Origin of the sequence: Thauera propionica (assembly GCF_002245655.1) — a bacterium.
GTDB lineage: Bacteria > Pseudomonadota > Gammaproteobacteria > Burkholderiales > Rhodocyclaceae > Thauera > Thauera propionica.
Map to the genome: position 1 here is coordinate 20,270 of NZ_NOIH01000033.1, position 21,442 is coordinate 41,711.

21 protein-coding genes are annotated in these 21,442 nt (G+C 68.8%); 14 read left to right on the plus strand and 7 right to left on the minus strand.

The annotated features are described in order from the left end of the window. Window positions 1-116 precede the first annotated feature (116 nt). From CGK74_RS17155 to CGK74_RS17185, 7 genes are all read left to right on the plus strand, one after another. On the plus strand, window positions 117-1,082 hold the full coding sequence (locus tag CGK74_RS17155; RefSeq protein WP_094269609.1) for an MBL fold metallo-hydrolase: 966 nt from the start codon (window positions 117-119) through the stop codon (window positions 1,080-1,082). A gap of 16 nt (window positions 1,083-1,098) precedes the next feature. Beyond that, window positions 1,099-1,953: a tRNA threonylcarbamoyladenosine dehydratase gene (locus CGK74_RS17160; RefSeq protein ID WP_094269610.1), complete on the plus strand. Its 855-nt coding sequence runs from the start codon at window positions 1,099-1,101 to the stop codon at window positions 1,951-1,953. 58 nt (window positions 1,954-2,011) lie between these two features. After that, on the plus strand, window positions 2,012-2,401 hold the full coding sequence (locus CGK74_RS17165) for a sirohydrochlorin chelatase (RefSeq protein WP_094269611.1): 390 nt from the start codon (window positions 2,012-2,014) through the stop codon (window positions 2,399-2,401). Between the two features lie 67 nt (window positions 2,402-2,468). Further along, on the plus strand, window positions 2,469-3,539 hold the full coding sequence (locus CGK74_RS17170; RefSeq protein WP_094269648.1) for an efflux RND transporter periplasmic adaptor subunit: 1,071 nt from the start codon (window positions 2,469-2,471) through the stop codon (window positions 3,537-3,539). Between the two features lie 14 nt (window positions 3,540-3,553). After that, on the plus strand, window positions 3,554-6,817 hold the full coding sequence (locus CGK74_RS17175) for an efflux RND transporter permease subunit (protein ID WP_094269612.1): 3,264 nt from the start codon (window positions 3,554-3,556) through the stop codon (window positions 6,815-6,817). Continuing rightward, window positions 6,814-7,038, plus strand: a complete 225-nt coding sequence (locus CGK74_RS17180; RefSeq protein ID WP_094269613.1) for a YgaP family membrane protein — start codon at window positions 6,814-6,816, stop codon at window positions 7,036-7,038. The genes CGK74_RS17175 and CGK74_RS17180 overlap by 4 nt, the downstream gene beginning before the upstream one ends. Before the next feature lie 126 nt (window positions 7,039-7,164). Next, a complete protein-coding gene (locus CGK74_RS17185) occupies window positions 7,165-7,485 on the plus strand; it encodes a PilZ domain-containing protein (RefSeq protein WP_094269614.1) in 321 nt (106 codons plus the stop codon). On the opposite strand, the gene CGK74_RS17190 is transcribed toward CGK74_RS17185, so the two are convergent. After that, complete coding sequence (locus tag CGK74_RS17190; RefSeq protein ID WP_094269615.1) at window positions 7,482-7,991, minus strand: disulfide bond formation protein B; 510 nt, start codon at window positions 7,989-7,991, stop codon at window positions 7,482-7,484. The two genes, CGK74_RS17185 and CGK74_RS17190, sit on opposite strands and share 4 nt — an antisense overlap. A gap of 36 nt (window positions 7,992-8,027) precedes the next feature. Next, the gene (locus CGK74_RS17195) at window positions 8,028-8,954 is read right to left on the minus strand and encodes a LysR substrate-binding domain-containing protein (protein ID WP_094269616.1); all 927 of its coding nucleotides are present in this window, start codon (window positions 8,952-8,954) and stop codon (window positions 8,028-8,030) included. 113 nt (window positions 8,955-9,067) lie between these two features. Between CGK74_RS17195 and CGK74_RS17200 the strand changes: the two genes are divergently transcribed. Next, on the plus strand, window positions 9,068-9,667 hold the full coding sequence (locus tag CGK74_RS17200) for an FMN-dependent NADH-azoreductase (protein WP_094269617.1): 600 nt from the start codon (window positions 9,068-9,070) through the stop codon (window positions 9,665-9,667). A gap of 87 nt (window positions 9,668-9,754) precedes the next feature. After that, window positions 9,755-10,624: a pirin family protein gene (locus CGK74_RS17205; RefSeq protein ID WP_094269618.1), complete on the plus strand. Its 870-nt coding sequence runs from the start codon at window positions 9,755-9,757 to the stop codon at window positions 10,622-10,624. Here the strand turns inward: CGK74_RS17205 and ybiB are convergent. Continuing rightward, on the minus strand, window positions 10,621-11,538 hold the full coding sequence (gene ybiB, locus CGK74_RS17210) for a DNA-binding protein YbiB (protein ID WP_094269619.1): 918 nt from the start codon (window positions 11,536-11,538) through the stop codon (window positions 10,621-10,623). The two genes, CGK74_RS17205 and ybiB, sit on opposite strands and share 4 nt — an antisense overlap. A gap of 86 nt (window positions 11,539-11,624) precedes the next feature. Here ybiB and CGK74_RS17215 point away from each other — a divergent pair, with 86 nt between their 5' ends. Both CGK74_RS17215 and CGK74_RS17220 read left to right on the plus strand, forming a co-directional pair. Then, entirely contained in the window at window positions 11,625-12,506 is an 882-nt protein-coding gene (locus CGK74_RS17215; RefSeq protein ID WP_094269620.1) for an NAD(P)-dependent oxidoreductase, read from the plus strand. 11 nt (window positions 12,507-12,517) lie between these two features. Continuing rightward, window positions 12,518-13,399, plus strand: coding sequence for an NAD(P)-dependent oxidoreductase (locus tag CGK74_RS17220; protein WP_094269649.1), 882 nt, complete (start codon window positions 12,518-12,520; stop codon window positions 13,397-13,399). 28 nt (window positions 13,400-13,427) lie between these two features. Here the strand turns inward: CGK74_RS17220 and CGK74_RS17225 are convergent, their stop codons facing one another. Genes CGK74_RS17225 through CGK74_RS17235 form a run of 3 tightly spaced genes read right to left on the minus strand, consistent with a single transcriptional unit; the run spans window position 13,428 to window position 16,421 of the window. After that, window positions 13,428-14,126: a class II aldolase/adducin family protein gene (locus tag CGK74_RS17225; protein WP_094269621.1), complete on the minus strand. Its 699-nt coding sequence runs from the start codon at window positions 14,124-14,126 to the stop codon at window positions 13,428-13,430. Next, window positions 14,123-15,223, minus strand: coding sequence for an S-methyl-5-thioribose-1-phosphate isomerase (gene mtnA / locus CGK74_RS17230; RefSeq protein WP_094269622.1), 1,101 nt, complete (start codon window positions 15,221-15,223; stop codon window positions 14,123-14,125). Before mtnA ends, CGK74_RS17225 begins: the two co-directional genes overlap by 4 nt. A 40-nt stretch (window positions 15,224-15,263) precedes the next feature. Then, a complete protein-coding gene (locus tag CGK74_RS17235) occupies window positions 15,264-16,421 on the minus strand; it encodes a pyridoxal phosphate-dependent aminotransferase (protein ID WP_094269623.1) in 1,158 nt (385 codons plus the stop codon). A 167-nt stretch (window positions 16,422-16,588) separates the two neighbouring features. On the opposite strand from CGK74_RS17235, the gene CGK74_RS17240 reads away from it, so the two are divergent. From CGK74_RS17240 to CGK74_RS17250, 3 genes are read left to right on the plus strand one after another with little or no spacing between them, the layout of a single operon-like run. After that, window positions 16,589-16,846 carry a PP0621 family protein gene (locus CGK74_RS17240; RefSeq protein ID WP_094269624.1) on the plus strand — a complete coding sequence of 86 codons (258 nt, stop codon included), beginning with the start codon at window positions 16,589-16,591 and terminating at the stop codon, window positions 16,844-16,846. After that, window positions 16,812-18,407 carry a sensor histidine kinase gene (locus CGK74_RS17245; RefSeq protein ID WP_094269625.1) on the plus strand — a complete coding sequence of 532 codons (1,596 nt, stop codon included), beginning with the start codon at window positions 16,812-16,814 and terminating at the stop codon, window positions 18,405-18,407. The genes CGK74_RS17240 and CGK74_RS17245 overlap by 35 nt, the downstream gene beginning before the upstream one ends. Then, window positions 18,404-19,798 carry a sigma-54-dependent transcriptional regulator gene (locus CGK74_RS17250; RefSeq protein WP_094269626.1) on the plus strand — a complete coding sequence of 465 codons (1,395 nt, stop codon included), beginning with the start codon at window positions 18,404-18,406 and terminating at the stop codon, window positions 19,796-19,798. Before CGK74_RS17245 ends, CGK74_RS17250 begins: the two co-directional genes overlap by 4 nt. On the opposite strand, the gene CGK74_RS17255 is transcribed toward CGK74_RS17250, so the two are convergent. After that, window positions 19,799-21,055 (minus strand): MBL fold metallo-hydrolase RNA specificity domain-containing protein, encoded by a 1,257-nt coding sequence (locus CGK74_RS17255; RefSeq protein ID WP_338056394.1) that lies wholly within the window; start codon window positions 21,053-21,055, stop codon window positions 19,799-19,801. Window positions 21,056-21,442: the final 387 nt, after the last annotated feature.

A 21,442-nucleotide genomic window follows, 5' to 3' on the forward strand; every position in this document is an offset into this window, starting at 1 on the left:
ATCGCGACGAACGCATCGCACAACGTGACGTGCGTCCGGGCTGCGGACGCACGTCACGCCTAGGATTGAATTTGGGCATTCGAACCCAAAGTTGCGGTAGGAGGAGGGAGACCATAATGAACGAACTCATCAGCCAGCCGGACGGCATTCAGGCCCTCGAATCCGGTTATGGCCGGCCGTTGCTTGCCGCCATCCATATCGTGGTCGAGGAGGGGCGGGCGGCGATCGTCGATACGGGCAGCAACGATTCCGTGCCGCGGGTGCTCACTGCACTCGCTTCCTTGGGCATTCCGCCGGAGAACGTCGACTGGGTCATGCTGACCCACATTCACCTCGATCATGCGGGTGGTGCGGGCAGCCTGATGTGCGCGCTACCCAACGCGAAACTGCTGGTGCATCCGCGCGGCGTGCGCCACATGGTCGATCCGAGCAAGCTCTGGGAGGGAACCTCGGCCGTCTACGGCGCCGAGCGCGCCTACCAGTTGTATGGCCGGCTCGTGCCGGTGCCGGCCGAGCGCATCGTGCCCGCGACCGACGGGCTTGAGCTGCGCCTGGCTGACCGTCGCTTCCGCGTCTTCGACACCCCGGGGCATGCGCGCCACCACATCTGCATCTGGGACAACACGGCCCGTGCCTTCTTCACGGGCGACACCTTTGGCCTGTCCTATCGCGAACTCGATGTGGATGGTCGCGCCTTCGTCGTGCCGACCACCACGCCGACGCAGTTCGAGCCGCAGGCGATGCACGATTCGATCGACCGCATGATGGCCATGCAGCCCCAGGCCATGTACCTGACCCACTACAGCCGCGTCACCGACGTGCCGCGCCTTGCGGCCGACCTCCACCGCCTCATCGATGCCATGGTCGCCGTGGCACAGGCCGCGCGTGGCGACGGCGTCGCGCGCCACGTCGAGATCCTTGCCGGACTGGAACAGGTGATGCGCGAGGAGGCGGATCGCCAGAAATGGGCGCTCGACGAGGAGCAGACGCTGGAACTGTTACGCATGGACCTCGAACTCAACGCCCAGGGGCTGGGTGTGTGGCTCGACAGCCAGCGCGCCGTCGAGGCCCAGTTGGTCTGAGAAGGACCGTCGCCTGATGTCGTCCAGCGCCGCGTTGCCTGCCACCGTTTCCGATCAGCCCGAGGTCGATGCCGAGCGCCGCTTCGGCGGCATCGATCGCCTCTACGGACAAGGGGCAGCGCACGCGCTGGCCGCTTCGCATGCCTGCGTGATCGGGATCGGCGGCGTCGGCTCCTGGGTCGCGGAGGGGCTTGCGCGCAGCGGGGTGGGGCGCCTCACGCTGATCGACCTGGACCATGTGGCCGAGTCCAACATCAACCGTCAGGTGCATGCGCTCGACGCCACGCTGGGGCAGGCAAAGGTGCAGGCGATGGCCGAGCGCATCGCGGCCTTCAGCCCACACTGCCGCGTCGACACGGTCGAGGACTTCCTCACGGCCGAGAACGCCGAGGCCCTGCTGCAAGGTTTCGACGTCGTCGTCGATGCCATCGACAATGTCCGCGCCAAGGTGGCGATCGCCGCCACCTGTCGTGCGCGTGCGCTGCCGCTGGTGATGGCGGGTGGCGCTGGCGGCAAGCTCGATCCGGCGCAGATCCGGGTGGACGACCTTGCACGCACGCTGCAGGATCCGCTGCTGTCGAAGGTGCGTGCGCGTCTGCGCAAGGAGCACGGCTTCTCGCGTGACCCGAAGAAGAAGTTCGGCATCGAGGCGGTGTTTTCCACCGAAGCGCTGCGCTATCCCGCAGCGACCGCCTGCGATGTCGGCGAATTTGCGGCGGCGGATATGCCTGCGGCGCGGCGCGGCCTGCACGGGCTGGCCTGTGCCGGCTACGGCTCGAGCATGGCCATGACGGCCAGCGTCGGCCTGTTCTGCGTGTCGCGTGCCATCGAGCACCTGCTGCGCGCCGGGCGGGCCCGGCTGGCCGGCTGAGCGACGCGAACGATCACGGGTTCCGCGGGTCGGAGCTCACTTTGACCGGAGTTGAAGCATGAGCCAGACCTCGCCTACCGAATCTTCTGCCGTGGTGCTGTTCGGCCATGGTGCGCGCGATCCCGAATGGGCCGGGCCGATGCGTCGCATCCGCGAGCGCCTTCTCGCCCAGCCTGACGCGCCGCAGGTCGAACTCGCCTTCCTCGAGTTCATGCAACCCACGCTGCCCGAGGCCATCGCGACGCTGGCGGCCGCAGGCGCCCGTCACATCGCGGTCGTGCCGATCTTCCTGGCGCAGGGCGGCCACCTCAAGCGCGACTTGCCGCTGCTGCTGGACGAGGTGCGGCAGGCCCATCCCCAATGCACGATTGACCTTGCCACCGCGGCCGGCGAGGCGGATCCGGTCGTTGCCGCGATGGCCGAGTACGCGCGCAGCTGCGTTTCCTGACCGCGCCGGGTGCGCGTAGCCGTGCTACGTGCTTGATCTTCATAAATATAAGCATATACTTATGCGCATGAAGATCTCCATCATTCCCATGCTTGCGCGTGCGGGCTTCGCGCTCGCAGGCGTGCTCGGTGTCGCGTCGGCGCACGCCGAAGTGCCGACCGTTCGTATCGAATCCCGGGTGCAGGCGACCAGCCTGGCCGCCGAAGCCAGCATCGAGGCCGTACGCCAGTCGACGCTGGCCGCGCAGATGCCGGGCCGTATCGTCGAGCTCGCGGTCGATGCCGGTGACCGCGTCCGCAAGGGGCAGGTGCTGCTGCGCATCGACCCGGCCGAGGCCAGTGCGGCGGTGGCGGCGGCCGATGCCAATGTCGCCCAGGCGCAGACTGCACTGATCAACGCGCGTGCCGAGTACGACCGCGCCCGCAGCCTGGTCGAGCGCAAGTTCTTGAGTCAGTCGGCGCTCGATGCCGCCCGCACCCAGTTCGAAGCCGCCGAGGCCCAGGTGCGTGCCGCGCGCGCGGCACGCGTGCAGGCGTCGACCGTGCAGGGCTATGCCACGATCGACTCGCCACTCGACGGACTGGTCGCCGAGCGCCAAATCGAGGCCGGCGAAATGGCCCAGCCCGGCCGGACCCTGCTCACGGTCTACGATCCCGCACAGATGCGCGCGGTGGCCGATCTCGCGCCCCAGCGCCTGGCGCTGCTGGGCGACGGACCGCTCAAGGCGAGCGTGGAGCTTTCGGACGGCCGCCTGATCGAAGCCGTCGCCGTCACCGTGCTGCCGGCGGCCGATGCACGCACGCATACGGTCAGGGTTCGCGTCGATCTGCCGGACAGTACCGGCAACGTGCTGCCGGGCAGCTTCGCCCGCGTTCACTTCCAGGCCGCTGCGGCCGTGCCGGTCGCAGCCCAGGCTATCGTGATTCCGGCCAAGGCCGTGCTGCGTCGCGGCGAACTCACCGCGGTGTATGTCGCCGACGGCCAGGGTGGTTTCGGGCTGCGCCAGATTCGCCTTGGCCGCGCCTTGCAGGGCGGCGAGACGGTGGAGGTGTTGTCCGGCCTCAAGGGTGACGAGACGCTGGCGCTTGATCCGGTGCAGGCCGGCATCCGGGCCCGTTCGGCCACGGCCGCACGCTGAGCCGGGAGGCGACTATGGAAAACCGCCTCGGCATCTCCGGCCGCATCGCGGCCGGATTCCAGCGCAACGCGATCACGCCGCTGCTGGCCCTGGTCCTGCTGCTGGCCGGCATCTTCGCAACGCTGATCACGCCCAAGGAAGAAGAGCCGCAGATCGACGTCACCATGGCCAACGTACTGGTGCCCTTCCCGGGCGCCTCGGCGCGTGACGTAGAGGCGCTCGTCGCGCGGCCGGCGGAGCAGGTGCTGTCGCGCATCGCCGGCGTCGAGCATGTCTATACCGTGTCGCGCCCCGGCATGGCGGTGATCACGGTGCAGTTCGAAGTGGGCGTGCCCAACCAGACCGCGCTGGTCCGCCTCTACGACACCGTGCATTCGCATGCCGACTGGTTGTCGCCGCAGCTGGGCGTGGGAACGCCGCTGATCAAGCCCAAGGGCATCGACGACGTGCCCATCGTCAGCTTCACGTTCTGGACGGCCGACATCGAGCGCGCCGGCTTCGAACTGCAGCAGGTCGCGCGCGCCACCGAGACCGAGCTCAAGCGCATCCCCGGCACGCGTGACGTCGCCACCATTGGCGGCCCCGGCCATGTGATCCGGGTGAACATGGACACCGAGCGCATGAACGCGCACGGCATCACCGCGCAGGACCTGCGCGCTGCGCTGCAACTTTCCAACGCCTCGCAACCGGCGGGCAGCCTGGTGTCCGGTAGCCGTGAGGTGCTCGTGCAGACCGGCACCTACCTCGAGTCGGCAGAGGACGTGCGCAAGCTCGTGGTGGGCGTGGAGGACCGCAAGCCGGTGTTCCTGCGGGACGTGGCCGAGGTAAGCGACGGGCCGGACCAGCCCTCGCAGTACGTCTGGTTCGGCACCGGCGCCGCGGCGGAGCAGAGTGGCATCGCGCAGCAGGGCCTGTTCCCGGCGGTCACGCTCGCGCTGTCGAAGAAGCCCGGCGCCAACGCTGCCGACGTCGCCCGGGCGGCGATGCAGCGGCTGGACAACCTGCGCGGCAGCGTCATCCCCGAGGGCGTGGAGGTCACCGTCACGCGCAACTATGGCAAGACCGCCAACGACAAGGCCAACCAGCTCATCGGCAAGCTCGCCTTTGCCACCGCCGCGGTCGTGGCGCTGGTGTTCTTCGCGCTGGGCCGGCGTGAGGCGATCATCGTCGGCATCGCGGTGTCGCTGACGCTCGCCGCCACGCTGTTCGCGTCCTGGGCCTGGGGCTTCACGCTCAACCGGGTGTCGCTGTTCGCGCTGATCTTCTCGATCGGCATCCTGGTCGACGACGCCATCGTGGTGGTGGAGAACATCCACCGCTGGCACACGCTCGAGCCCGATACGCCACTGTGGCAACTGATCCCGAAGGCGGTCGACGAAGTCGGCGGCCCGACCATCCTTGCCACCTTCACCGTGATCGCGGCGCTGCTGCCGATGGCCTTCGTGACCGGCCTGATGGGGCCCTACATGAGCCCGATCCCGATCAATGCCTCGATGGGCATGTTCATCTCGCTGGTGGTGGCCTTCGTCGTGACGCCCTGGCTGGCGCAGAAGATGCTGAAGAATGTCGACGCCCATCACCACGAGGGCGAGGACAAGATGACCCGGCGGCTCGACGGCTTCTTCCGCCGCATCATGACGCCGATGCTCCACGCGCAGCGCGGCGCCCGCAACCGGCTGATGCTGTGGCTCGGGGTGCTGGCACTGATCGGCGCCTCGGTGGCGCTGCCGGTGGTGCAGCTCGTCGTCATGAAGATGCTGCCCTTCGACAACAAGAGCGAGTTCCAGGTCGTGCTCGACATGCCGGTGGGCACGCCGGTCGAGGACACGGCGCGCGTGCTCAACGAGATCGGCGCGCACCTGGCGACCGTGCCCGAGGTCACCGACTGGCAGTCCTACGCCGGCACCGCCGCGCCGATCAACTTCAACGGCCTGGTGCGCCAGTACTACCTGCGCAGCGCGCCGGAGCAGGGCGACATCCAGGTCAACCTGGTCGACAAGACCGCGCGCAGCCGGCAGAGCCACGAGATCGCGGTATCGGTGCGCGAGGCCGTCACCGAGATCGCGCGCCGCAACGGCGGCAACGCCAAGGTGGTGGAGGTGCCGCCCGGTCCGCCGGTGATGTCGCCCATCGTGGCCGAGATCTACGGCCCGGACTACGACGGCCAGGTCGAGGTGGCGAAGCGCGTGCGCGAGGCTTTCGAGTCGACCGCCGACATCGTCGGCGTGGACGACACGGTGGACGAGGCGGCGCCCAAGCTGGTGCTGCGCGTCGATCAGCCCAAGGCGGCCCGCATGGGCGTGGCGCAGGCCGACATCGTCGAGGTCGTTCGCCTCGGCCTGTCGGGCGAGAACGTCACCCCGGTGCATGGCGGCGACAACAAGTACGAGATTCCGGTCCGCATCCAGCTGCCGGCGGTGCGCCAGTCCGAGGTCGGCAACCTGCTGGCGATGCAGGTGCGCGCCCGCGATGGAAAGCTGATCGCGATCTCCGAACTGGTGCAGGTCGCCGAAACAAGGCGCGAACAGATCCTCTACCGCAAGGACCTGCTGCCAGTCGTCTATGTCACCGGCGACATGGGCGGCAAGCTCGATTCGCCGCTGTACGGCATGTTCGACATCCGCGACAAGGTCAATGGCATGGCGCTCGACGGGGCACCGGGGCTGTACGGTACGCTCGGCGAATGGTTCATCAGCCAGCCGGACGATCCCTACGCCGGCTACCAGCTCAAGTGGGACGGCGAGTGGCAGATCACCTACGAGACCTTCCGCGACATGGGCGCCGCCTACGCAGTCGGCCTGGTACTGATCTACCTGCTGGTGGTGGCGCAGTTCAGGAGCTACCTGGTGCCGCTGATCATCATGGCGCCGATTCCGCTCACCATCATCGGCGTGATGCCCGGCCATGCGCTGTTCGGCGCTCAATTCACCGCCACTTCGATGATCGGCATGATCGCGCTGGCCGGCATCATCGTGCGCAACTCGATCCTGCTGGTGGATTTCGTCAATCAGCAGGTCGCCGAAGGCATGGCGTTCGGTGAGGCGCTGATCCGCGCCGCGGCCGTGCGCGCCAAGCCGATCGGCCTCACCGCGCTGGCGGCCATGATCGGCGCCATCTTCATCCTCGACGATCCGATCTTCAACGGGCTGGCGCTCAGCCTGATCTTCGGCATCTTCGTATCCACCGTGCTCACCCTGGTGGTGATCCCGGTGCTCTACTACGCGGCCATGCGTGGCCGCATCGCCCGTCTGCAAAACCCCGAGGAGAACTCCGCATGACCACCAATGAATACGTCCGCGCCTTTGCCGGCGGCTTCGTCCTGATCTCTCTCGCGCTCGGCGTCGAGGCCTCGCCGCTTTTCGTCAGCAAGCATTTCCTGTGGTTAACCGCCTTCGTCGGCGCCAACCTGTTCCAGAGCGCCTTCACCGGCCTGTGCCCGCTGGTGAACATCCTGCACAAGCTTGGCGTCAAGGACGAGAAGGCGAGCTGCTCGAACTGAGTCGGGCCGGATCTGCCTGCCCGGCGTGATGTTGTGCACGCCGGGCGTGCGAAGCCCTGTGCGCGGCACCGCCGACGGTGGCAGGTAGCGCTAGAATCGCGGAACTCTCATCTGCTCCGTACGCACATGAATATGAAGGACATCCCGCCGCATCAGGATCGACGTCTCGACCGGCGGCTGCCGCTGGGTTGCCCCGCCTTCATCGCGCTGCGTAGCGGCGAACGGGTCGACGCGACCTGCATCGAGATCGGAGTCGGCGGGATGACGCTGCATGCGGCTTATGTGCCGGCACGCAACGAAATCATCGACGTCGCGGTGCTCGGGCCGCAGGGCTCACCGACGCCCGACCGCCCGCCGCTCATTACCAAGCTCGAGGTGCTGCGCTGCAACGCCCTCGGTGACGGCCGATACGAGATCGGCGGGCGGATCGTGCGCGTGGTCGATTAAGGCTCGCGCCGGACCAGCATCCACAGCGCGAAGGCCACGGTCGCCGAAAAAGTCACCAGCGACCAGTTGGCGATCGACAGGCCCAGGAAGGTCCAGTCCACCGCGGCGCAATCGCCCGCGCCGCGGAAAATCATCGGCAAGGCCTCGCCGAGCGGAAAACTCTCAAGCATGAACTCCAGCCCCGGCCCGCACTCGGGGATCTCCGGCGGGTACAGCTGCATCCAGGTCTGGCGAGCGGCGATACTGCCGCCGGTCAGCGCACCCAGGCCGATCAGCGCCGCATAGACGCGGCTGCCGGTCCGCGCGGGACCGTGCACGCCGCCCACCAGCGCGATCAACGCGACACCGAGGAAGGCGTAGCGCTGCATGATGCACATCGGGCAGGGCTCGAGGCCCTTCACATGCTGGAGATAGAGACCGAAGCCGAGCAGGCCGATGGCCGTGGCAAACAGGGCGAGGTAGAGCACGCGCGCCGGCAGGCGCAGCAGGGTGTGGAGCAGGGGCATCGTATATCGCAGTCCTGGGCGGGCGCCCATTGTAGGTCATGCTCCCTCGGAGCGCGGCGTGTCGGCAGAGGTTCCCAGCGCGGTCTGCAGCATGTCGAGGAAGGCGCGTGTCTTGGCCGGCATCAGCCGGCGGCCCGGGAACACCGCCCAGGCGCTGTTCGGTGGCAGGCACCAGTCCGGCAGTACGCGGCGCAGTTCGCCGCGACGCACGTAGGATGCCGCGAAGTAGTCCGGCACCGCGGTGATGCCGGCGCCGCCACGCGCCAGCCGGATCAGCAACTCGGGTGAGTTCGCCGTGATGCTGCCCGGCGGCGTGCCCTGCCAGCGGTCCGCGCCGCGCATCAGCGTCCAGCCGATCGGCTCGCCGGTCCGTGCCAGCAGCCGTAGCGCGCGGTGTGTGTTGAGCGCCTCGGGCCGGTCGGGTTCGCCATGTTCGGCGAGATAGGCGGAGGAGGCATACAGGCCGTTGGGGAACACCGCCAGGCGGCGCGCGGCGAGCAGGGCATCGTCGGGCAGTTCGCCCATGCGGATGGCGACGTCGAAGTTCTCGCCCAGCAGGTCCACCCGGCGCGGGGACAGGTCCAGTTCCAGCGACACCGCGGGATGCAGCGCGGAGAAGGCCGCGAGCGTGTCGGTCAGCAGCAGGTTGGCGAAGTCACTCGGCATCGACACCCGCAGCCGGCCGCTCGGGCGCGCCTGGCGGCTTTCGGCCAGCGCCTTCACCGCGTCGATCTCGCTCGCAACCTGGCGTGCGTGTTCCAACAGTGCCTCACCGAACTCGGTCAGCGTCAGGCGGCGCGTCGTGCGCAGCATCAACCGCTCGCCCAGGCGTTCCTCAAGCTGCGAGATGCGCCGCGATACCGTCGATTTGGGCAGGCCTAGACGCTCAGCGGCGGCGGTGAAGCTGCCCCCCTCGGCCACGCGGGCGAAGATCAGCAGGTCGTTGGGGTCGTATTGTTCCATTTGAAGGACAAAGTTGCTCGTATTGGTGGGTTAATGATTCTTTTCGGTACGATTAGACTCTCGTCACCGTCCTGGAACAAGCCCCGGACTCCAACAGCCCCTGGAGAGCAAGCATGAACATCCTGCAGATCAACGGCAGCGCCCGCAGCGAAGGCGCCAACTCTACCCGCGTCGCCAACGACATCGTCGCCCGCCTGAAGGCGGCGAACCCGCAGGCGAATGTCGTGCTGCGCGACCTGGCCCGTAATCCCGCCCCGGTGGTCGACGAAGCCGCGCTCGGCGCCCTGTTCACCCCGGCCGAGCAGCGTACGCCGGAACAGGCCGCCCGCGTGGCAGTCAGCGATGCGCTGATTGCCGAGGTGCAGGCCGCCGACGTCATCGTGATCGGCGTGCCGATGTACAACTTCAGCATTTCAGCCCAGCTCAAGAACTGGATCGATGCCATCGCCCGCGCCGGCGTCACCTTCCGCTATACCGAGAACGGTCCCGAAGGCCTGGTCAAGGGCAAGAGGGTCATCCTCGCCTTCGCTCGCGGCGGCCGCTATCGCGGCACGCCGGCCGACACCCAGACGCCCTTCCTGCAAACCGTGCTCGGCTTCCTCGGCATGACCGACGTGCGCTCTGTCTATGCTGAAGGCCTGAACATGGGCGAGGAGGCGGCCAGGCAGGGCTTTGCCGAAGCCGAGGCCGACATGGCCACGGCGCTGGCCTGATTCGTCGGCCGTTGCCTCCAGGGTGACGCCGGGCGCTGTGGCGCCTGGCGCACTCTCCATCTCCAACCCGATCCGAGGAGCGCTGCCATGTCCGTCCGTCCCGCCGAATCCATCACCCGCGCGCGCAGCGTCGAACGCCTCGTCACCGGCCAGGCTACGTCGGATGGTGCAGGGGTCAAGCTCACCCGTGTGCTGACGCAGCCGCTACAGCGCCGGCTCGACCCTTTCCTGATGCTGGACGCCTTCGGCAGTGACAGGGCCGACGACTACATCGCTGGCTTTCCCGATCATCCGCACCGTGGCTTCGAGACCGTCACCTACATGATCGCGGGCCGCATGCGGCATCGTGACAGTGCCGGCCACGAGGGCCTGCTGGAGAATGGCGGCGTGCAGTGGATGACCGCCGGCCGCGGGGTGATCCATTCCGAGATTCCGCAGCAGGAGGAGGGCCTGATGGAGGGCTTCCAGCTGTGGCTGAACCTGCCCGCCAGGGACAAGCTGTGCGCCCCCTGGTACCGCGATTTCACCGCTGACGAGCTGCCGCGCTTCGTGACCGAAGAAGGCGTCGAGGTCACGGTGATCGCCGGCGAGAGCCACGGTGTCGTCGGTGCCGTCACGCGCGAATCGACCGCGCCGCTGTATCTCGACCTGCAGCTGCCGGCCGGCGCGAGCTTCACGCAGGCATTGCCTGCCGGGCACAACGCCTTCGTGTATGTCTATCGCGGCGAATTGACGCTGGGCGACACGCCGGTGCCGCCCAAACGCATGGCCATCCTCGCCAACGACGCGGACAGCGATGGCGTGCGCATGGTGGCCGGCGCCGACACCCGTGCCCTGCTGATCGCCGGCCGCCCGCTGAACGAGCCGATCGCACAGTACGGGCCTTTCGTCATGAACACCGAGCAGGAAATCTACCAGGCGGTGGCCGACTACCGCGCCGGCACGCTGGCCGTCTAGCCGGCTGCGAGCGCCTTCAGTGCGGCCACCTGAGCCGTGATCGGCGTCGGGATGGGTATTTCGCCGGTGAGCATGGCGCGGATCAGCGCCGCGTTGTCCGCCACCGAGGGCGCGTCGGGCAGGGTGTCGAGCGGCGGCGCGCCACCTTCCTCGCCGGCCACGCCGATCGAGGCCGCGCCGTCCACATACACCTTCATCTCCGGGCAACGCCGAGGGTTGGCGTAGATCTCGCCTTCGGTGCCGCGCAGCAGCATCGCGCGGCCGCCATCGACGCGCAGGAAGGCATCCATACGCTCGAGGTATTCCGGGTGCGTCACCGCCACCACGCGCAGCGAACGTCCGCGACAGGGGTCGAGCAGCTTGGCGACGATGTGGCCGCTGGCGCGCACGCCCATGCGCGTGCGCAGCGCCAGCAGCGGATCGAGTCCGGGGAGCAGCCTGTCGGCGCCGATACAGGCCAGCCGGCCCGCCGCCAGCTGGCGCGATGCCGCGTCCGCGTCGGCCGCCGGCTGCAGGCCGAGGGCTGCGAGCAGCTCGAAGGGGCTGACGCGGGTCTCGAAGTCGTGGCGGCCCTGGATCAGCACCGGCACGCCCTCGCGCGCCAGCACCATCGCCACCAGTGGCATCAGGTTGGCCTGGCGGCGGGCGCCGTTGTAGGTGGGCAACACCACGCAGCGCGGGCCGTCGGGCACGGCGATCTGCACGGTGCGTGCATCCATCGCCTGCTTGAAGCCAACCAGTTCGTCGAGCGATTCGCTCTTGATGCGGAAGGCAATCAGGATGGCGCCGAGCTCGATGTCCGGCACCTTGCCGTCGAGGATGTCGCCGAACAGCGCGGTGGCAGTGGCGGTGTCGAGCGAACGCGCGCCCTTGGCGCCCCGTCCGATTTCCTTGATGATTGGGCCATAGTTCATGGCCGCGATTATGGGCAGGTTTGCACGGCCCTGCCAGCCCGCCGCGCGCGTCGCGCATCGAACCCCAGACAAGGAGATTCCACACGATGGATGTCGGATTCATCGGCCTCGGCCTCATGGGCCGGCCCATGGCGCTCAACCTGATCAAGGCCGGCCACACGGTCCATGTGTGGAGCCGGCGGCGTGCGTCGATGCAGCCGCTGCTCGAGGCCGGCGCCGGTGACTGCGCGAGCGCGGCCGAGGTGGCGCGCCGTGCCCCGGTGACGATCAGCATGGTGGCTGACGCGCCCGACGTCGAGCAGGTAACGCTGGGCGCGGACGGCATCGCCGACGGCGCAGCGGCCGGCCACATCCACATCGACATGAGCACGATCGCTCCAGCCGCCGCGCAGTCCATCGCCGCGCGTCTTGCCGCTCGCGGGGTGACCGCGCTCGATGCGCCGGTGTCGGGCGGCGAGGGCGGCGCCATCGGCGGCACGCTGACGATCATGATCGGCGGCGATGCGGCGGCCTTCGAGCGTGTCCGGCCCCTGTTCGAGGCCATGGGCCAGTCCGTCACCCGCATCGGCGAGGCCGGCGCGGGCCAGGTCGCGAAGGCCTGCAACCAGATCATCACCGGCGTGGGCGTGGCCTCGGTAGCCGAGGCGCTCAACTTTGCCCACAAGAGCGGCGTCGATGCGACCAAGGTGCGCGAGGCGCTGCTGGGCGGCTTCGCCTGGTCGCGCATCCTCGAGAACCACGGCCAGCGCATGCTCGACCGCAACTTCAAGCCCGGCTTCAAGGCCTGGATGCATCAGAAGGACCTGCGCATCGTCATGGACGAGGCCCACCGCCTCGGGCTGGCGCTGCCCTCGGCGGCGGCGACCGCGCAGATGTTCAATGCCATGGTGGGCTGCGGCCTGGGCGAGGACGATTCGATTGCGATGCTGAAGCTGCTCGAGCGCATGAGCGGCGGCGCGGGCGAATGAAGGAGGGCGGGATGAAAGTCGGATTCATCGGGCTGGGCGTGATGGGCGAGCCGATGGCGCGCCACCTGCGTGCCGCGGGGCACGACCTGGCGGTGTGGGCGCGGCGCCCGGCGTCGGCTGCGGCGCTGGTTGCCGAAGGTGTCCCGCTGTGCGCGACGCCCGCCGAACTGGCGGCGCGCAGCGAGGTGGTGATCACCATCGTCACCGGCAGCGCCGACGTCGACGCGCTGGCCTTCGGCGCGGACGGACTGGCCGCAGGCTTCGCTCCCGGCACCATCCATGTCGACATGAGCACGATCGCGCCGGCGATGGCGCGTTCGCTGGCCGAGCGCTACGCCGCGCGCGGCATCGGTTTCGTCGATGCGCCGGTGTCCGGTGGCGGCCAGGGCGCACGCGATGCGACGCTGGCGATCATGGCGGGCGCCGAGGCGGAGGCGCTCGAACGGGTGCGGCCGCTGCTCGCGGCGATGGGCAAGCGCATCGTCCACATCGGCCCGCCGGGGGCCGGCCAGGTAGCCAAGGCCTGCAACCAGATGATCATGGTCTCCGCCATCCAGGCCTGCGCGGAGGCCGTGCGGTTGGCCAACGCGCATGGGGTCGATGTCGCCGCGGTGCGCACCGCGCTGATGGGCGGTTCGGCCGTTTCGCGCGTGCTGGAAGTGATGGGCGGCAGAATGGTCGAGCGCGACTTCGCTGCCGGTATCGAGGCGCGCCTGCACCACAAGGACTTCGCCCTCCTGATGGACGAGGCGGGCAAGCTCGGCGCGCCCTTACCGGTTGCCGCGCAGGTGTGGCAACAGCTCAACGCGCTGATGGGCGCGGGCTGGGGACGGGAGGATACGTCCAGCCTGTTGCGCGTGCTGGAGGCTTCCGCGCCGCACGGCGCGGGCTGAGCGGGCCGCTTGTTCGCGGCTGCGGTGCTCAGCTGCGCGCCCGGCCGTACCAGCGGAAGCGCTCGATGACCTCGGCCATCTCCGCCTCCGTCAGCAGCACCGGCACGCCGAGCTGCAGCGTGCGCCAGTACTGCTCGCACAGGGTCTCGAACTCGATCGCCAGTGCCAGCGCGTGCGCGAGGTCGCGGCCGTAGACCACCATGCCGTGGTTGGCGAGCAGGCAGGCGCTGCGATCCTGCAGTGCGGCGACGGTGGCGTCCGACAGCGCCTGGGTGCCGAAGGTGGCGTAGGCGGCGCAGCGGATGGTGCTGCCGCCGAAGCGGGCGATCATGTAGTGGAAGGGCGGAATCTCGACGCGCTGGCAGGCGAGCGCGGTGGCGAAGGGCGAATGCGCGTGCAGCACCGCGCCCGCGGCCGGGAAGGCCGCGTAGATGTCACGGTGCAGCTGCCATTCGGACGAGGGGGCGAGCGGGCCGTGGTAGCTGCCATCGGCCTCGGCCACCGCCATGTCCTCCGGCCGGCAGCGCTCGGCCGGCACGCCGCTGGGCGTGATCAGCATGCGTGCGGTCGCGTGCGCAGCGTCGGCGTCGGCGTCGGCGGGCAGGCGCACGCTGGCGTTGCCAGCCGTGCCGACGTTCAGGCGCGCATCGCCCATCGCGCGCATCGTGTCGAGCAGCGCGCTGCGCAGTCCGGGATCCACCTGGTCGCTGACGTTGCTCGCATTCATCGTGCCGCCTCCGGATACAGGGTCGCCAGCTCGCCTGCGGCAGTGATGCCGCGCTCGGTGATGATGCCGCTGATCAGCGCCGCGGGCGTGATGTCGAAGGCCGGATTGGCCACGCGCGTGCCGGTCGGCGCCAGCCGGACCTCGGCCAGCGTGCCGTTGTCGGCCAGGCCGCGCAGCAGACAGACTTCGTCCGCGCCGCGGTCCTCGATCGGGATCGCCCTGCCGTCAGGGCAGGCGAAGTCGAGCGTGGAGTGCGGTGCGGCGATGTAGAACGGCACCCCGGCCGCCTGCGCGGCGAGGGCCTTCAGGTAGGTGCCGACCTTGTTCGCGGTGTCGCCATTGGCGGCGATGCGGTCGGCACCGGTGATCACCATGTCCACCTCGCCCTGCATCAGCAGCAGCCCGGCGGCGTTGTCGGCGATCAGCGTGTGCGGCACGTCGGCCGCGCGCAGCTCCCATTCGGTGAGCAGGCCCTGGTTGCGCGGGCGGGTCTCGCTGACGAAGACCTCCACCGCGATGCCGGCCGCCTGCGCGGCGTAGATCGGTGCCAGCGCCGTGCCGGCGCCACAGGTGGCCAGCCAGCCGGCGTTGCAGTGGGTCATCAGGCGCACCGGGCCGGGGCGGCGCGCGGCAATGGCCTCGATGATCGCCAGGCCGTGGCGGCCGATGGCGTCGCAGGTCGCGGCGTCGTCGGTGCGGATGGCCTCGGCCTCGGTCCAGGCGGCGTCGAGGCGTTCTGCGCGCGGCAATGGCCGCAGGCGGCGCTCCATGCGTGCCAGCGCCCAGTGCAGGTTTACCGCTGTCGGCCGGGTGGCGCCCAGCACCTGCAGTGCGCGTGCCAGCGCGGCGTCCTCGCTGCCTTCGTGCAGCAGCGCCAGCGCCACGCCGTAGGCCGCGGTGGCGCCGATCAGCGGCGCACCGCGCACCTGCATGCTGCGGATGGCATGGGCGGCATCGGCCAGGGTGTGCAGCGTGCGGGTCTCGGTGCGGAAGGGCAGCAGCGTCTGGTCGAGGACGAGGACGCTGTCGCCTTCGCGGCGCAGGGTGGGGATCGGCTGGATGAAGGTGTGGTGCGTGAGGGCGGGCTGGGCGGTCATGGGCGGCAGTTCAGGCGGTTGGCGTGGGGCAGGGGGGCGCTCACACGCGCAGCAGGCGCTCGCAGGCGGCAGCCAGCGTGGCCTCGTTCTTGGCGAAGCAGAAGCGCACGATGCGGTCGTCGCGGCTGTCGGCGAAGAAGGCCGACACCGGGATCGCGGCGACGCCCACTTCGCGCGTCAGGTACTGGCAGAAGGCGACATCGCCGAGGTCGGAGATCGCGGTGTAGCGCGCGAGCTGGAAGTAGGTGCCGCGCGAGGGCAGCAGTTCGAAGCGCGAGCCGGCCAGGGCGTCGCGAAAGAAGTCGCGCTTGGCCTGGTAGAAGGCCGCCAGTCCGAGGTGGCGCGAGGCGTCGGCCATGTAGTCCGCCAGCGCGAGCTGCACCGGGGTGTTCACGGTGAAGACGTTGAACTGGTGCACCTTGCGGAACTCGGTCATCAGCTCGCGCGGCGCGACGATGGTGCCGACCTTCCAGCCGGTGATGTGGTAGGTCTTGCCGAAACTCGACACCACGAAGCTGCGGTCCGCCAGTTCGGGGTGGGCGGCGCAGCTGGCATGCGTGGCGCCGTCGAAGACGATGTGTTCATACACCTCGTCCGCCACGACGACGATGCCGGTATTGCGCGTTAGCGCGGCCAGGCGGTCGAGGTCTGCCCGTGTCCATATCGTGGCCGTGGGGTTGTGCGGCGTGTTGATCATGATCATGCGCGTGCGTGGCGTGATCGCGGCGGCCACCGCCGCCCAGTCGGGCCGGTAGTCAGGCGCGGCCAGTTGCAGGCGCACCGGCGTGCCGCCCGCCAGTTCGATCGCCGGTATGTAGGAATCGTAGACCGGCTCGAACACGATGACCTCGTCGCCCGGCCGCACGCAGGCCGTCACCGCGGTGAACAGTGCCTGGGTGGCGCCTGCGGTGATCGTGATCTCGGACTCGACGTCGTAGCGCGTGCCGTACAGCGTCTCCACCTTGGCCGCCACCGCCTCGCGCAGCGGCAGGCAGCCCGCCATCGGCGCGTACTGGTTGTGGCCGGCGCGCATCCAGTGTGCGACGCGCTCGAACAGCAGGTCCTCGGCGTTGAAGTCGGGGAAGCCCTGCGACAGGTTGATCGCGCCGCATTCCTGCGCAAGGCGCGACATCACGGTGAAGATGGTGGTGCCGACGCCGGGCAGGCGGGATTCGAGCGGGGCGGGAAAGTGGGGCATGGGGGTACGGCATTACGAAAGGAGCCCGCATTGTCGCAAAGACGGCGCGACGATGGCAGCCGACGACGCGCCCGTACCCGGGCGGGTGCCGAAGGTGTAACCCGGGCGCATGATAGAATCCGGCCGTCGAAATCCTGTCCGCGAGTGCGTTCTCGCCCCTCCGAATCGTGCGCAATCTGCTCATCCTCATCCTTGTCGTCGCCGGTATCTGGTGGGTGCAGCGCGCGATCGCCCGTGCCAAGGAGCGGGCCGCCGAAGCCGGCCGGACCGGGCGCAAGAAAGGCGGGCGTGCCGTCGCGTCGCCTGAGCGCATCATCGAATGCGCGCACTGCGGTCTCAACGTTCCCGAATCCGAGGGCGTGCGCGACGGCGATCGCTTCTACTGCTCCGATGCGCACCGTATCGCCGGACCGCGTGCCGACTGACGTGCGCGAGGCCACGGAGCGTTCGCGGCGGCTTTCGCTGCGCTACTTCAATCTTTTCCGGCTGCTTCTCGCAGGTCTTTTCGTCGTTGCCGGGCGCGAATTCGGCCTCGGCAATGAGGCGCCGCTCGTCTTCAACGTCATCTCCATCGGCTATCTGGCCGCGGTGCTCGCGCTCGGCTTCCCCGACGCTCAGCGCCGCTTCGGCGTCGATCGCGTCATCGCGCTGCAGGCCATCATCGACATCCTCGCGCTGTCGGTGATCATGTGGGCGAGCGGTGGCTACCGCAGCGGCATGCCGGTGCTGATGATGGTGATCCTGGCCGGGGCCGGGCTGGTCGCCGAAGGGCGCATGGTGCTGTTCTTCGCCTCGATCGCCACGCTCGCGGTGCTGGTCGAGAACGCATGGCGTCTGGCGGTGGGCGGTCACTCGGTCGATTTCCTGCAGGTCGGCATCTTCTGCACCGGTTTCTTCGGCATCGCCCTGGTCGCGCGCCTGCTTGCCCTGCGCGCGCAGAGCAACGCCTCGCTGGCGGCCGAGCGCGGCGCGCTGCTGGCCAAGCAGCAGGCGGTGAATGAACGCATCATCCGCGACATGCAGGACGGCGTGATCGTCGCCAGCCAGGACGGCCGCGCGCTGCAGGCCAACCCGCAGGCCGCGGTGCTGCTGGGGCTGCGCGAGGCGGGGCCAGGCATGATCGAGGGGCGCCGCCTGACCGACATCGACGCCGCCTTCGACGAGGTGTTGCTGCGCTGCGATGCGGACGAGGGGCGTCTTCTGCGCATCGGGCCGGGCGGGCGCCTGCTGCGCTGTCGCGCGGTGTGCGGCGAGCCGGGCAGCGCCGCGGCCGGCGATACGCTGATCTATCTGACCGATTTCGAGGAGATTCAGCGCCAGTTGCAGCAGATCAAGCTCGCCGCGCTGGGCCGGCTCACCGCCAGCATGGCGCACGAGATCCGCAATCCGCTGTCGGCTGTCACCCAGGCGGCCGAACTGCTGGCCGACGAGAAGCGTGCCGAGATGCAGGGCCGCCTGGCGCGCATCATCAACGACAACGCTTTGCGCATCGAGCGCATGATCCGCGATGTGCTGGCGCTCGGCCGGCGCGAACAGGCCTTGCCCGAAGCGCTGCCGCTGGCGGAGTTTGTGGCGGGCGTGATCGAGGAGCGCCTGTTCCGCCACCCGGAGGAGCACAATGTCTTCGACGTCGATATCGATCCGGCGCTGACCTTCGCCATCGACCGCGCCCACCTGCACCAGATTCTCGACAACCTGCTGGCCAATGCCTGCCGCTATTGTTCCGGCAAGTCCGGTGCGGTTCAGTTGCAGGCCTTGCCGCAACCGTGCGAGCGGATCGTGCTGCACGTGCGGGATGACGGGCCGGGGCTGGACGAAGCAACGCAACGACATCTTTTCGAACCTTTCTTCACGACGCACCCCAAGGGCACCGGGCTCGGGCTCTACATCGCGCGCGAACTGGCCGAGGCCAACGACGCCACGCTGGAACTCGCGGCAGCCGGGCCGGGTGCGAACTTCGTGCTCAGCGGGCGCCAAAGACCATGACCGTCACCGAACGCCGCAACCGTCCCGATTCGATCGACGTCCTCGTCGTGGACGACGAGGACGATATCCGCGAACTGATCGAGCTTTCCCTGATGCGCATGGGGCTGGGCTGCGACACCGCCGGCTCGGTGCAGGAGGCGCGCGCGCTGATCGAGAGCCGGCGCTATCGCCTGTGCCTGACCGACATGCGCCTGCCGGATGGCGACGGGCTCGAACTGGTCGAGCTCATCCAGGCGCGCCAGCCAGGTACGCCGGTGGCGGTCATCACTGCCTTTGGCAGCATCGAGACCGCCATCCGTGCGCTCAAGCTGGGTGCGTTCGACTTCGTGACCAAGCCGGTCGAACTCAAGCGCCTGCGGGAGCTCGTCACCCATGCGCTCAAGCTCGAGCCTTCGGCCGCAGCCGTTGCGCCCGGCGGCCGCACGCTGATCGGCAGTTCGCCCGCCTTCCTGCAGTTGCGCGCGCAGGCCGAGAAGCTCGCGCGCAACCAGGCGCCGGTCTTCATCCACGGTGAATCCGGCACCGGCAAGGAAGTGATCGCGCGCCTCATCCATGGGCTCGGGGCACGCGCGAATGGCCCCTTCGTGCCCGTGAACTGCGGCGCGATCTCGCCTGAGCTGATGGAAAGCGAGTTCTTCGGCCATCGCAAGGGCAGCTTCACCGGTGCCGCCACCGACAAGGAAGGGCTGTTCCAGGCCGCCAGCGGTGGCACCCTGTTCCTCGACGAGATTGGCGAGCTGCCGCTGGCGATGCAGGTCAAGCTGCTGCGGGCGATCCAGGAACGCGCCGTGAGGCCGGTGGGCGCGCATGCGGAAGAGCCGGTTGATGTGCGCATCTTGTCCGCCTCGCATCAGGATCTGTCGCGGCTCGTGGCCGACGGCAAGTTCCGTCAGGACCTTTTCTTTCGCATCAACGTCATCACGCTGCGCATCCCGCCGCTGCGCGAGCGCGCCGAGGACATCCCCGCGCTGGCGGAGCACATCCTCGCCCGGGTCGCCGAGCGCGAGGGCGGCTCGCCGCGCCGGCTGTCGGTGGCCGCCATGGCTGCGCTGCAGCGCCATGACTTTCCGGGCAATGTGCGCGAACTCGAGAACCTGCTCGAGCGCGCCTGTGCGTTGTGCGACGGCGACGAGATCGGGCCGACCGACGTTGACCTCCAGCCGGCGTGTTTTGCGCCTGCGCCGGCCAGGCCGGAAACGGTCAGCGCGGATGGGCCCCCCGCTGCGGGCACGGATCCGCTCGAGCACGATGCGGACGACACCGAGGTCGAGCGCATGCGGGTGCTCAAGGCGCTCGAGGACACGCGCTGGAACCGTTCCGCGGCGGCGCGCAACCTGGGCATGACCCTGCGCCAGCTGCGCTATCGCCTGCAGAAGTGGGGTATGGAGTAGTCAGGCCAGCACGCGCACCCGGTTGCCGGTCGCTTGCCGCAGGTGTGCGGCGAATGCCTCGCGTACCGCGTCCTCGCCATGCACCAGCCGCACTTCCGACGGCAGGTGGCGCATGCGGGTGACGAAGCGGGTCAGGTCGTCACGGTCGGCGTGGGCGGAGTAGCCCGACAGCGTGTGGATGCCGACGCGGATCGGGATGCGCTCGCCGTCGAGGTCGACATGGCCGCCGCGCGGGCCATAGTTCTGGATCGCGTTGCCCGGCGTGCCCCGGGCCTGATAGCCGACAAACAGCACGTTGTGGCGCGCATCGCCCAGCATCGCCTTCAGGTAATTGACGACGCGCCCGCCTGCGCACATGCCGCTGGCGGCGATCACGATCGCCGGCTCGCCGCTGCGCGCCAACCGGCGCACGTTGGCGAGGTGCGCCTCGTGGGTGTCGATCGCCACCAGTTGCTCGTAGCTCAGCGGTTCGCGCCCGGCGCGCACCCGGGCCTTCGCCTCCGCATCCCAGAACGGCTGAAGCTCGCGGTAAAGCGTGGTGAAGCGACTGGCAAGCGGTGAGTCGAGATAGATCGGAAGCGCGGCCCAGCGCGCCGCGTTGCGGCCGGGCTTCTGGCGCTGGCGGTGCAGGATGTCCTCGAATTCATATAGCAGTTCCTGCGTGCGGCCGATGCTGAAGGCGGGGATGATGACCGTGCCGCCGTCTTCCAGCGCGCGCTCGACCACGGCGCGCAGGCGCTCGCGGCGCGACTTGCGGTCTTCATGCACGCGATCGCCGTAGGTGCTCTCGAGCACGACAATGTCGGCCTGCCATGGCGGTTGCGGGGCCGGCAGCAAGGGCGCATGCGGCGCGCCCAGATCGCCCGAGAACAGCACGCGGCGGCGTGTCGGCCAGACGCTGCCCGACAGTTCGACTTCGACGTAGGCCGAACCCAGAATGTGTCCGGCGCGTTGCAGGCGGATCCTGCAGGTGGCCGTGGCGCTGCGGTAGAGCGTGTGCCACTGGCGGTAGGGCAACGGGCGCAGACGCGCCTCGATCATCTGCAGGTAGCGCGCCACCAGTCGCTTGTCGCGTGTCACGCCGACCTCGAACGCGTCGGCGAGCACGGTTGGCAGCAGGCGCGCCGACGGTTCGCTGCACAGGATCGGCCCCTTGAAGCCGGCGGCCAGCAGCCACGGCAGGCGCCCGCAGTGGTCGATGTGGACATGGGTCAGCACCAGTGCCCCGATGCGGTCTACCGGGAAGGGAATCTCCAGCCGGTCGGCACTCGACTGGCCATCGGGTGCCGTTTCCGCTCCCTAGAACAGGCCGCAGTCGACGAGCAGGCTGTTTTCGCCTTCGATGAACAACTGGTGGCACGAGCCGGTGACGCCGTGACGGGCGCCATGGTGAAGAATGGTCGGGTTCATGACATCATTCTATATGTCATGTGAAAATTCGTGCGAGGTCTGCGGATTCTTGCAACGATTTGCTGTGCAAAAGCCATTATTTGCTTGTATTGTTTTTCAAACGGCAAATACGCTGAAAGCTCCGTCACTTGCGCCCGTTCCCGGGTATTTCGCTCGAACCGTTGTCACGTCGGTGTGCAATTGTTCCTGCGGGCTGCATTTGGCGACTTCGTAGCATGTAATCACAGCATGTCG

Excerpts from the sequence above, each read along its gene's own strand:
- CGK74_RS17235 (WP_094269623.1), bottom strand. The coding sequence starts at position 16,421 with ATGCCCCACTTTCCCGCCCCGCTCGAATCCCGCCTGCCCGGCGTCGGC.
- CGK74_RS17195 (WP_094269616.1), bottom strand. The coding sequence starts at position 8,954 with ATGGAACAATACGACCCCAACGACCTGCTGATCTTCGCCCGCGTGGCC.
- CGK74_RS17250 (WP_094269626.1), top strand. The coding sequence starts at position 18,404 with ATGACCGTCACCGAACGCCGCAACCGTCCCGATTCGATCGACGTCCTC.
- CGK74_RS17180 (WP_094269613.1), top strand. The coding sequence starts at position 6,814 with ATGACCACCAATGAATACGTCCGCGCCTTTGCCGGCGGCTTCGTCCTG.
- CGK74_RS17245 (WP_094269625.1), top strand. The coding sequence starts at position 16,812 with ATGCGCACCGTATCGCCGGACCGCGTGCCGACTGACGTGCGCGAGGCC.
- CGK74_RS17165 (WP_094269611.1), top strand. The coding sequence starts at position 2,012 with ATGAGCCAGACCTCGCCTACCGAATCTTCTGCCGTGGTGCTGTTCGGC.
- CGK74_RS17190 (WP_094269615.1), bottom strand. The coding sequence starts at position 7,991 with ATGCCCCTGCTCCACACCCTGCTGCGCCTGCCGGCGCGCGTGCTCTAC.
- ybiB (WP_094269619.1), bottom strand. The coding sequence starts at position 11,538 with ATGAACTATGGCCCAATCATCAAGGAAATCGGACGGGGCGCCAAGGGC.
- CGK74_RS17200 (WP_094269617.1), top strand. The coding sequence starts at position 9,068 with ATGAACATCCTGCAGATCAACGGCAGCGCCCGCAGCGAAGGCGCCAAC.
- CGK74_RS17155 (WP_094269609.1), top strand. The coding sequence starts at position 117 with ATGAACGAACTCATCAGCCAGCCGGACGGCATTCAGGCCCTCGAATCC.
- CGK74_RS17170 (WP_094269648.1), top strand. The coding sequence starts at position 2,469 with ATGAAGATCTCCATCATTCCCATGCTTGCGCGTGCGGGCTTCGCGCTC.
- CGK74_RS17220 (WP_094269649.1), top strand. The coding sequence starts at position 12,518 with ATGAAAGTCGGATTCATCGGGCTGGGCGTGATGGGCGAGCCGATGGCG.
- mtnA (WP_094269622.1), bottom strand. The coding sequence starts at position 15,223 with ATGACCGCCCAGCCCGCCCTCACGCACCACACCTTCATCCAGCCGATC.
- CGK74_RS17185 (WP_094269614.1), top strand. The coding sequence starts at position 7,165 with ATGAATATGAAGGACATCCCGCCGCATCAGGATCGACGTCTCGACCGG.
- CGK74_RS17175 (WP_094269612.1), top strand. The coding sequence starts at position 3,554 with ATGGAAAACCGCCTCGGCATCTCCGGCCGCATCGCGGCCGGATTCCAG.
- CGK74_RS17160 (WP_094269610.1), top strand. The coding sequence starts at position 1,099 with ATGTCGTCCAGCGCCGCGTTGCCTGCCACCGTTTCCGATCAGCCCGAG.
- CGK74_RS17215 (WP_094269620.1), top strand. The coding sequence starts at position 11,625 with ATGGATGTCGGATTCATCGGCCTCGGCCTCATGGGCCGGCCCATGGCG.
- CGK74_RS17205 (WP_094269618.1), top strand. The coding sequence starts at position 9,755 with ATGTCCGTCCGTCCCGCCGAATCCATCACCCGCGCGCGCAGCGTCGAA.
- CGK74_RS17225 (WP_094269621.1), bottom strand. The coding sequence starts at position 14,126 with ATGAATGCGAGCAACGTCAGCGACCAGGTGGATCCCGGACTGCGCAGC.